This window comes from Micromonospora sp. NPDC049662 (assembly GCF_040675055.1).
Classification (GTDB): Bacteria; Actinomycetota; Actinomycetes; order Mycobacteriales; family Micromonosporaceae; genus Micromonospora.
This window is the reverse complement of sequence record NZ_JBFAOC010000042.1, coordinates 49,767-56,001: the sequence shown is the minus strand read 5'-3', so window position 1 is coordinate 56,001 and position 6,235 is coordinate 49,767. Positions and strand designations below refer to the sequence as shown.

The window sequence follows — 6,235 nt, the reverse complement described above, 5'->3', positions numbered from 1 at the left end:
GCCGCCCGCCCCGCCCCGGTGATCAAGAGTTTCGCGACACGACCCGCCCTCAACGGTGACGCGAACCTCTTGATCACCGGGGCGGAAGGGCAGAGGGGTGGAGGGGGTGGGGAGGGGAGGAGGGGAGGGGGAGTGCGGGCGGTCACCCTATTTGGGCGAGGTTGGGTTGCTGGGGTCGGGGGACCCGTGCGGGGACGTGCATCGCGCGAGGCGTGGCGCGCGGGGTGTGATCGCCGGGGCCCGGCCGACTGGGAGGAGTGGACCCGATGGTGGACGCGACCACGAGGTTCTTCGAGGAGCTGGACCGGCGGGGGTACGAGCCTCTGCTGGCGAAGACCTCCGGGACACTGCGGATCGACCTGCACGAGGGGGCACAGACCCGGCACTGGCTGCTGAAAATCGACCGTGGGCGGCTCAACGTGAGCCAGGAGGACAGCGAGGCCGACACGGTGATCGGCGCCAGCCCGATGCTGTTCGACGAGATAGCGGCCGGCCGTGAGCACGGCCTGGCGGCGCTGTTGCGTGGGGACATGACGGTGTCGGGGGACGCCCGGCTGGTGGTGCAGGTGGAGCGGATCTTCCCCGGGTCGCCGGACGCCCGTGGGCCGCGTCGCCGATTCGCGGGGGAGGTGCGGTGATGGGGCAGAGCAACACGATCCGGATCCTGGACGGCAGCACATTCGTCGTCTGTGAGGACACCGGTGACATCGAGGCGACGCCGAGCGAACCGACCGGGCTCTTCTCCCTCGACACCCGGTTCCTGTCGACGTGGGTGCTGAGCGTCAACGGTGAACGCCTCAACTCGCTCTCGTACGACGACCTGCAGTACTTCGAGTCCCGGTTCTTCCTCGTGCCGGGGATGGCCACCCACTACGTGGACGCGAAGTTGTCGATCATCCGCGAGCGCGCGGTCGGCGGCAGCTTCTGCGAGCGGCTCACCATCCTCAACCACGACGAGAAGGCGGTCGATCTGGAGATCCGGATGGACGCCGCGGCCGACTTCGCCGACCTGTTCCAGGTCAAGGACGAGATCCTGAACAAGAAGGGCGAGATCTATACCGAGGTCGAGGCCGACAAGCTGCGCCTGGGCTACCGCCGGGGCAACTTCCGGCGCGAAACGATCATCTCCTCGTCGATGTCGCCGCGCTACGACAACCGGGGTTTCGCGTACACCGTCCGCCTGGAACCGAATGAGCAGTGGGAGGCGCAGATCGACGTGCAGACGCGCGCGGTCGGCCCAGGGGACCGGGACCTGCGGATGGGTCTGCGCGTGCACGGCGGCGAGCGGCTGGCCCTGCAACACGACCTGGAGCAGTGGATCGCGGACGCGCCGAAGGTCAACAGTCAGTACGGACGGGTTGCCAGCACCTACCGGCGCAGCCTGATCGACCTCGCCGCGCTGCGCTTCTCGCCGCTGTCGCTCGGGGGCGCGACCCTGCCCGCGGCCGGTCTGCCCTGGTTCATGACCATGTTCGGCCGGGACAGCATCCTCACCTGCCTCCAGACGCTGCCGTTCACGCCGCAGTTGTCGAAGACGACGCTGCGCATCCTCGCGTCCCTCCAGGGCAGCCGGTTCGACGACTTCCGGGACGAGGACCCGGGACGGATCCTGCACGAGATGCGGTACGGCGAGACCGCCGCCTTCGAGGAGCAGCCACACTCGCCGTACTACGGCTCGGTGGACGCGACTCCGCTGTTCCTCGTGCTGCTCGACGAGTACGAGCGGTGGAGCGGGGACGTGGCGCTGGTCAAGGAGTTGGAGCAGGAGTCCCGGGCCGCGCTCAAGTGGATCGACAGTTACGCCGACCTGGTCGGCAACGGCTACATCTGGTACGAGCGCCGCAACACCGAGACCGGCCTGGAGAACCAGTGCTGGAAGGATTCCTGGGATTCGATCTCCTACTCCGACGGCACCCTGCCGCCGTTTCCCCGGGCCACCTGCGAGGTGCAGGGGTACGCGTACGACGCGAAGGTCCGCGCGGCGCGGATGGCCCGTCAGTTCTGGGACGACCCGGAGTTCGCCGACCAGTTGGAGCGGGAGGCGGCGGAGCTGAAGGAGCGGTTCAACCGGGACTGGTGGGTGGCCGACGGCGAGTACTACGCGCTGGCCCTGGACCCGGACGGTCGCCAGTGCGACATCCTCAGCTCCAACATCGGTCACCTGCTGTGGAGCGGGATCGTCGATCCGGCGCGGGCCGAAAAGCTGGCGGCGCACCTGGTCGGGCCGCGACTGTTCTCCGGCTGGGGGGTGCGCACGCTCGCCGAGGGGGAGGCCCGGTACAACCCGATCGGCTACCACAACGGCACGATCTGGCCGTTCGACAACTCGTTCATCGCCTGGGGCCTGCGTCGCTACGGGTTCGCCGAGGAGGCCGCCACCATCGCCAACGGCATCCTCGACGCGGCCACCTACTTCGACGGGCGGCTACCGGAGGCGTTCGGCGGCTACCCGCGGGAGCTGACCAAGTTCCCGGTCGAGTACCCCACGGCATGCAGTCCGCAGGCCTGGTCGACGGGTACGCCGCTGCTGCTGTTGCGCACCATGCTCGGTCTCGAACCGCACGACGGGCACCTGGCGGTCGAGCCGCGTCTCCCGGTCGGGATGGGCCGGATCGAAGTCCTGGACATTCCGGGCCGTTGGGGGCGGGTGGACGCCTTCGCCCGAGGTCGGCTCGATCTGCACAGTCTCTCCGACTGAGCCGCGCCCGGCACACCGGCGGCGGCGCGCCACCCGCGTCGCCGCCGGGCCGCCACCCAGGCGCGCCACCCGCGTCGCCGCCGGGCCGCCACCCAGGCGATCCCCAGCCGGGCACGGTAGATTCTGCGGATGCCGGAGCTCGTGTACCCGCCCGTTATCGCCGCTGCCAAGACGTTGTTCCGGGTCCTCGACCTGAAGATCACCATCGAGGGCGCCCACCACGTACCCCGCACGGGCGGGGCGGTGCTGGCCAGCAACCACGTCAGCTACCTCGACTTCATCTTCGCCGGGTTGGGCGCGAACGCCTCCGGTCGGCTCGTCCGGTTCATGGCCAAGCAGTCGGTGTTCGCGCACCGGATCTCCGGTCCGCTGATGCGCGGCATGCGCCACATCCCGGTGGACCGGCAGGCGGGCGCGGCCTCGTTCCGTACGGCCGTCGACGCGCTCAAGCGCGGGGAGGTGGTGGGCGTCTTCCCCGAGGCCACGATCAGCCGGTCGTTCACCGTCAAGGAACTCAAGAGCGGCACCGTCCGGATGGCCCGTTCGGCGAAGGTGCCGGTGCTGCCGGTCGCGCTGTGGGGCACCCAGCGACTCTGGACCAAGGGCCGTCCCCGCACCCTCACCCGCCGGCACACGCCCATCACGATCCTCATCGGCGAGCCGATCCTGCCGGCGGACTTTCCGGACCCGAACGTGCTGGCCGCCGAGTTGACCACCCGGCTGAGCGCGCTCGTGGAGCGGGCCCAGCGCGAGTACCCGGACGCGCCGGCCGGCCCGGAGGACACCTGGTGGCTGCCGGCGCACCTCGGTGGGAGCGCGCCGACGCCACAGGAGGCTGCCGCGCTGGACGCCGAAGGGGAGGAGCGCGCCCCCAGCCTCTGAGGACGGCCGGCGTTCGCGTCAGTTACGCCCGGACGTGCCGTCGGCGAAGCCGTCCCAGGAGCTGGGTTCCGGCCCCGAGCGGTAGTAGTCGTCGCGGGAGCGGAACTCCACCGGCAGCGAGCCGGGCAGGGTGATCCGGGTGTCCCCGGCGAGCAGCGCGGGGCCGGCCCGCAGCAGCAGGACGTCGCGCTCCTGGGCGGAGAGGTCCACCAGTTGCGGGCGGGTCAGGCGGAACATGGCCACCGCCCGGCGGACCTGCTGGGCCAGCGCGACGACCTCACCCGGTGACCCACCCAGGGCCAGCGCCGGCTGCTGGATCGTCCGCAACGCGTCGCAGACGATCATCAGTTGTGGCGGCTCGGCGGGCAGCTCCAGCCGGGACGGCCACTGCCAGCGGATCTGGCCGGTCATCAGGCCGGTCACGCGGCCGGTCGGCCGGGGCCGGGGAGCGTCGTCGGCGACCAGCGAGAGCTGCGAGCCGGTGCCCACCCAGCAGATCCGCTGGTCGGTGACGGTCACCGAGACGGGCCCGGGGAGCTGCCAGGCACATCGTGTCTCCGTCGGCCCGAGCAGGTAGCCCGCCACGAGCAGCCGGTGCCGCCCGAGCACCTTCTCGCCGGGCAGCGGGCGCATGTCGTACCGCCGGTCGAGGGTGGGGCCGGCGTCGTCGTCCGGCGCGTCGAACCGGTGCGGGCCGATGAAGAAGGGGGACGCGTCGGCCTGCATCGTCACGACCTCCCGGTGAACTGGCTGTGCGTTGAGCTTCGCCGATCCGTCGGCCACTGTCATGACGCCCGTTAGGGGGTCGGCCGGTCGTGCGTCGCCTGTGACCGGTAGATGCCGATCTCCTCCGGGCGGACGAGGCCGTCCTCGATCGCACGGGCGAGCAGCGCCGCCTTTGTGGCTGCCGGTCGCCCCGCCCGGGTGTACTTGATCCGCGCGCGGTCAACGTACTGCTTCACGGTGTGCTCGCTGATCTGCATCCGACGCGCCACCGACGCCTTGGACATCGACTGGAACCAGAGCAGCAGGGCCTCCCGCTCCTTGTCGGACAGTGCCGGTCGGTCCGGTCTCGGGTCGCCGACCATCGCGCCGGCCAGCGCCGGAGGCACGTACGGGCGGTCACTCGCCGCGGCCAGCACGGTCGCCACGCAGTGTTCGCGGCCCTCGTGCTTGGCCAGGAACGCCACCGCCCCGGCGTCCAACGCGGCGAGCATGGTCTCCGGGTCGGTGTGCTCCGAGTAGACCACCACCCGCCGCCCGGTGGCGCTCAACTCGGCCAGCTTGTCCAGCGCCATCCGGCCGTGCAGCCGCAGATCGAGCAGGACGACGTCGGCGTCCGGCGCGGCGCGCAGTACCTCGTCCGGGTCGTCCCCGGTGGCCAGCACGGTCAGTCGCGGTTCGCTGGCGAGCCAGGCGCGTACCCCGTCGACGACCACCGGATGGTCGTCGACGATCGCCACCCCGACCGGCCGGTCACCGGTCATCCCGACCACCGGGTCTGCGCCCATCTGATGTCCCCGTCCCGTTCGTAAAGGTGCTGCACCGGCCCGTCCTGGTGTTCGGTGGGCGGGCCGGTCGCGTCCGGCCCCTCCCGGTCCGGCGTGACGAGGCTGACCACCACCTCGTCCGGGCCGGACACCACGGTCAGGCGGGCCCACTCCCGGGCGTCGGCGAGCAGGCTGGTGAGCGGGTCGGCCAGCCGGCGACGGATCTCCACCGGCAGTGGCGGCGGGTTGCCGATGGCGACCAGGTCGATCGGCAACCCGTTGCGTTCGGCCAGGTCCACGGCGGCCCGTAGCTCGTGCAGGAGCGGGTCGGGCACGTCGTCGGATTCGGCGATCAGGCGACGCAGCCGGGCCGCGGCCAGTACGCACCGGCTCTGCACCTCCGGGTCGGCCGGGTCCGCCTCCCCGGCGGCCAGCTCGCCGAGCACCCGCCCGGCCGCCGCGCCCACCAGGGCGAGCCGGTCACGACGTTCCTGCCGGCCCTGCTCGGCGGCGGCCCGTTCGGCGGCGATCGTGTGCATCGCCGCGGCTGCGGCGGCCCGGTCCCGGGCCAGACCGACGATCACCGCGCTGCCGGCGAAGACCGCCACCGGCAGCGTGAACGTGCCGTAGACGTACATCGTGTAGCGGGCCAGATCGGCCGCGCTCGGCGCGTACGCGAGGACGGCGGTGAGCGCGATCATCGCGTGCGTGGTCAGCAGCGCGACGAGACCGCCGACCCGCCGCCCCCACACGGCGAGCACGAAGAACCAGCCGAGCGTGCCCCACACCCAGTTGGCGGCGGTGAACAGGTGTGGCTCGCCGACCGCCGCGAAGACCGCCGCGTCGACGGCGACCAGCACCCCGGCGAGCGGCCACGGCGGCAGTGGCGTGCCGCGCAGCAGCCGGACGCCGGCCACCGCCCCGGTCACGGCGACCAGCACCCAGCCGCCGAGCACGACCGTCGGTGCGGAGAACTGCGCGCGGGTCGCCAGCACCGCCGGCAGTCCGATCGCGACGTGCCAGGCCAGCGCGATGGCGACGGCGACGATCCGGGCACCCCGGTCGGAGGCCTGGGCCACGGCGGCGGGCGCGGCGAGCACCGACTGCTCGGGCCCGTCGACCGGGCCGGGTCGAGGCACCGGTAGGGCACGAATGCCGGCGCGGT

At 71.9% G+C, this 6,235-nt stretch carries 6 protein-coding genes; 3 read left to right on the top strand and 3 right to left on the bottom strand.

All coding sequences use genetic code 11. The annotated features are described in order from the left end of the window. Positions 1-266: 266 nt before the first annotated feature. The 3 genes from AB0J36_RS25500 (at position 267) to AB0J36_RS25490 (ending at position 3,580) form a co-directional block, all read left to right on the top strand. Entirely contained in the window at positions 267-638 is a 372-nt protein-coding gene (locus tag AB0J36_RS25500; RefSeq protein ID WP_355052240.1) for an SCP2 sterol-binding domain-containing protein, read from the top strand. Beyond that, a complete protein-coding gene (locus AB0J36_RS25495) occupies positions 638-2,698 on the top strand; it encodes a glycogen debranching N-terminal domain-containing protein (protein WP_357133678.1) in 2,061 nt (686 codons plus the stop codon). Before AB0J36_RS25500 ends, AB0J36_RS25495 begins: the two co-directional genes overlap by 1 nt. A 129-nt stretch (positions 2,699-2,827) precedes the next feature. Then, positions 2,828-3,580 carry a lysophospholipid acyltransferase family protein gene (locus AB0J36_RS25490; protein WP_357133676.1) on the top strand — a complete coding sequence of 251 codons (753 nt, stop codon included), beginning with the start codon at positions 2,828-2,830 and terminating at the stop codon, positions 3,578-3,580. Between the two features lie 18 nt (positions 3,581-3,598). Here AB0J36_RS25490 and AB0J36_RS25485 read toward each other — a convergent pair whose 3' ends face one another. The 3 genes from AB0J36_RS25485 to AB0J36_RS25475 all read right to left on the bottom strand — a co-directional run bounded on the left by AB0J36_RS25485 (position 3,599) and on the right by AB0J36_RS25475 (position 6,209). After that, the gene (locus AB0J36_RS25485; RefSeq protein ID WP_357133674.1) at positions 3,599-4,306 is read right to left on the bottom strand and encodes a hypothetical protein; all 708 of its coding nucleotides are present in this window, start codon (positions 4,304-4,306) and stop codon (positions 3,599-3,601) included. 71 nt (positions 4,307-4,377) lie between these two features. Then, positions 4,378-5,091 (bottom strand): response regulator transcription factor, encoded by a 714-nt coding sequence (locus tag AB0J36_RS25480; protein ID WP_357133672.1) that lies wholly within the window; start codon positions 5,089-5,091, stop codon positions 4,378-4,380. Further along, entirely contained in the window at positions 5,064-6,209 is a 1,146-nt protein-coding gene (locus AB0J36_RS25475; protein ID WP_357398624.1) for a hypothetical protein, read from the bottom strand. Before AB0J36_RS25475 ends, AB0J36_RS25480 begins: the two co-directional genes overlap by 28 nt. Positions 6,210-6,235 lie beyond the last annotated feature (26 nt).